This is a genomic window from Caballeronia sp. LjRoot34 (assembly GCF_964253815.1).
GTDB lineage: Bacteria > Pseudomonadota > Gammaproteobacteria > Burkholderiales > Burkholderiaceae > Caballeronia.
The window spans coordinates 1-3,739 of the sequence record NZ_CAXUSB020000021.1 but is presented as its reverse complement, the minus strand read 5'-3'; the positions used below and the strand labels follow the sequence as shown (position 1 = coordinate 3,739).

At 57.5% G+C, this 3,739-nt stretch carries 3 protein-coding genes; all 3 read left to right on the top strand.

The genetic code is table 11. The features are described from left to right. Positions 1-426: amidohydrolase family protein (locus tag ACSQ36_RS46905; protein ID WP_436187618.1), on the top strand; the 426-nt coding region annotated here is incomplete at its 5' end. A 143-nt stretch (positions 427-569) separates the two neighbouring features. Further along, positions 570-2,618, top strand: coding sequence for a tripartite tricarboxylate transporter permease (locus tag ACSQ36_RS46900; protein ID WP_436187617.1), 2,049 nt, complete (start codon positions 570-572; stop codon positions 2,616-2,618). Between the two features lie 154 nt (positions 2,619-2,772). Continuing rightward, positions 2,773-3,300: a carboxymuconolactone decarboxylase family protein gene (locus ACSQ36_RS46895; protein WP_436187616.1), complete on the top strand. Its 528-nt coding sequence runs from the start codon at positions 2,773-2,775 to the stop codon at positions 3,298-3,300. The last annotated feature ends 439 nt before the right edge of the window (positions 3,301-3,739 follow it).

The window sequence follows — 3,739 nt, the reverse complement described above, 5'->3', positions numbered from 1 at the left end:
GTCCAGACGACGCTTGCCGGTTTGTCGATGGTGACCGAGCTGGCTGAACGTTTTCCCACGGTCAAGATAGCACTCGATCATTGTGCGAGGCCCGTTCTCGATGGCGGCGCTCCCTACACGGCCTGTGCGGAGCTGTTCGATCTGGCGAAGTATCGCAATGTCTATTTGAAGATCACGCCGCGGACCTTCGATCTGGCGCAAGCGGCGCCTGGGGGTGCAGAAGCATTTTTTCCGCATCTCGTGAAGGTGTTCAGTGCAGATCACCTGGCCTTTGGCTCGAACTATCCGGCGTCGCAGGGACCGTTGAAGAAGTTGATCGATCAGGGCCACACCTGTTTCGCAACGCTCGCCGAAGAGGAGCGCGCCTGGATCTGGGGCCGTACTGCGCAAATCCTTTATCCAGCGCTCGCCGGTGGAGAGTCTTGATGTCGAAGGGATGGACGTTGGCGCGCCGGATCAGCGGACGGTAGTCACTGTCTGCTCATACCGCATCTATCTGGTGCGCGCGTTCGACCCTCACTGGCTCACTGCGCGAGTCAGCTTAGCTTGGCTCCTAATCAGGATGACTCATGCATTTCTTCAACGACGCAACTCTGTCGGCAGCCGGCCACGCGCTGTCGATGATTTTGCAATTTCATCGTCTTGTCTTTCTTTGGTTCGGCGTCCTGATTGGGCTGGCGATTGGATTGTTGCCTGGTATCGGTGGGCTTACCGGCTTCGCGCTACTGGTGCCCTTTACTTACACGATGGACCCGTATGCGGCTTTCGCGATGTTGCTCGGCATGGCTTCGGTCATAACAACTTCAGACGTGATCCCGGCGGTGCTCTTTGGTGTTCCAGGACATGCAGCGTCGCAGGCGACCGTGCTTGACGGTCTGCCAATGACCAAGCGCGGGGAAGCGGCACGCGCACTGAGCGCGTGCTACACGTCTTCGTTGCTCGGAGGATTGATCGGCGCGCTCATCCTCGCAGTTTCATTGCCATTGGTGCGGCCTTTTGTGCTCTCCATTGCCACGCCCGAAATGCTGGGGCTGACCATTTTCGGCCTCTCGATGGTCTCGTCCCTATCCGGCAATTCGCCGCTGAAAGGCGTCGTCGTAGCCTGTTTCGGCATTCTGATAGGCATGGTTGGCACCAATGTGGAGACCGGGCAGATGCGCTGGACAGGCAATCTTCTCTACCTGCAAGACGGTATTCCGATCGTGCCGATAATACTTGGCGTCTTCGCGCTGCCCGAGTTGTGCGATCTCGCTATCCGACGCACGGCAATAGCCGAAAATTTTAAGTTCAGTTCGCGCGAAGGTATGCGGCAGGGCGTTACTGACACGTTTCGGAACTGGTTCCTGGTCCTTCGTTGCGGTACCCTCGGCGCTATCCTCGGGGCGATCCCGGGCATCACCGGTGCGGTGACGGACTGGATTGCCTATGGCCATGCGCTGCAAACCTCGAAAGGCGCCAAGGAAACCTTTACCAAAGGGGATGTGCGCGGGGTGATTGCACCTGAAGCGGCAAACAACGCACGAGAGGGCGGCAGCCTGGTTCCATTACTGGCTTTTGGTGTACCCGGCGGTGCGGTGCAAGCAATCCTGCTCGGCGCGATGATGGTGCACGGGTTCATCCCGGGGCCGGACATGCTAACCAAGCATCTCGACGTGACCTATTCCATGGTCTGGTCCATTGCGCTTGCCAATATCTTCGGCGCGGGTCTGTGCTTTCTGCTAAGCGGGCAATTCGCCAAGGTGTCGACCTTACGCTACACGCTCATCCTTCCGGTGATCATGCCCATCATTTTCATCGGCGCTTTTCAAGGCTCACAGAGCTGGGGCGACATGTTCGTCCTGCTGGTTGCCGGCCTGATCGGCTGGACCATGAAGCGCCTGAAATGGGCACGTCCACCGCTTATCCTGGGTTTGGTGCTCGGCAAACTGATGGAGCGTTACATGACGATCTCCTTCATGCGCTATGGCATGAACTGGACAACGCGACCGATCGTCGTCGTCCTTCTTTTGTTCGCGGCGCTGATCTTTTTTAAACCGCTGTCAAAGCTCGTGCGCAAGGGCGGATTTTCGCGGCTGCGGCCGATCGGGGATGTCGCAGGTGCTGTCACGTTCAAGCTCGAAGACCTCACTTATGTTTTCTTCATCGGTATAGCGATTTATATGCTGGTGACTGCCCAGGCTTGGGTCTTTTTGGCCAGGATAGGGCCGACAGTAGTTGCAAGCATTGTCGTTATCGCCGGCGCCGCCAGTCTTGCCTACAAGGTTTTTGTCGCTCCGGCACAGGTCGGGTTCGCAAATAGCGGCGGCGTCCACATGGATTCGACAGTCGACTCCGAGAACCTACTGCCAATCAAGTTGGTGTTGATTCGGGCCGCAAGGTTCTTTGGCTGGTTTATCGCATTTCTCCTCTGCATGGCATTGATCGGCATCATGCCAACAGTGCCGCTGATGATCGCAGCTTTTATGCGCATCGAGGGGCGCGAGTCCTGGCGGCTGTGTCTTATTCTCGCAGTCTGTGTGACGGTTTTCGTTTTTGGAGTATTCGATCAGGTCCTTCATATCCCCTGGCCGAGCAATCTCATTGGTCAGTGGATCCCTGCGCTGGCAGGCGGTGCGTGAGGTGTCGTCGCCGCTGGATTGGTCGGGCAGATGCAATCAGTTGCGCGCGCCAGGCAAGCGAAAGGTTTTAGTTCTAGGGCAGAAGTCCAATTGGTACAGAGCGTGCCATGCGGGATCCTGCATTGACATCGTTTCATGTGAGGAAGATAGAAAGATGGAAAATCGACTTGAGCGTATCGACCCGGAAAAGGCCACCGGAGAACAGCAGAAAGTCATCGCCCGGCTGGGTGAAGGCCGGGGGCGCATTCCCACACCGTTCAACATTTGGCTGCACAACCCTCATCTGGCCGAGGGGATGGAGATCATTGGCACCCACATCGACCATTCGCCGGTACTGAGTGAAGAGGAAAGCGAAGTAGCAATCCTGTCGACGGCGGTCTTCTGGAACGCACCCTATGTGATCGCCAACCACACACGGCATGCTCTAAAGGCTGGCGTCCCCGAAGCGGTGGTCACCGCCATCCTCGAAAAGCGGCGACCCGAACTGGTCGACGGGCGTCTTGGTGTTGTCTGCAGCGCAGTCTGCAACATCCTGGCCGGGGCCAAGATTGACGATGCGCACTTCGCTCGTTACGAGGCCGAACTGGGCCGCGCGGCGATTGCCGAACTGCTCATCACCGTAGGCTATTTCACCTCTGTTTCGCTCGCTATGAGCCTCCACGCACTCGAGCCCAAGGGCTAAGAGTTCATTCCGCGTTGGCACCTGGACCCCGTTGCACGGCGATTCGCGTGCGCGTTTCTTAGATTGGATTATCTACCGCCGGAAAGCAGCATACCTTGGACGCTTGCGAGGTCGGTAGTAACGGTCGGGCTTCCTGAACGCAGAGAGCGCTACCTTCCATATCCTCTTGACACCTAGCGGTCTAATACCGCCGGAGACAACACTTTACGTCACGGGTCACCGCGTGAATCAGGGGCAAGAATGTCGACACTAGCCATGTCACTGGCATCGATCGCGACTGGCCCCGCTAGCGACGTGACGAACGGATTCGACCTGTCTAAACAATTGCACCGCTGGACGACGCGGGCGTTGTCCAAGCGACGGGCAAACGTCAGAAGAGGTGACGGATGCCGGTCTGCATGGCAGTTTCGCTTCGCTACCAGCCGGCGTTAAATAAAAG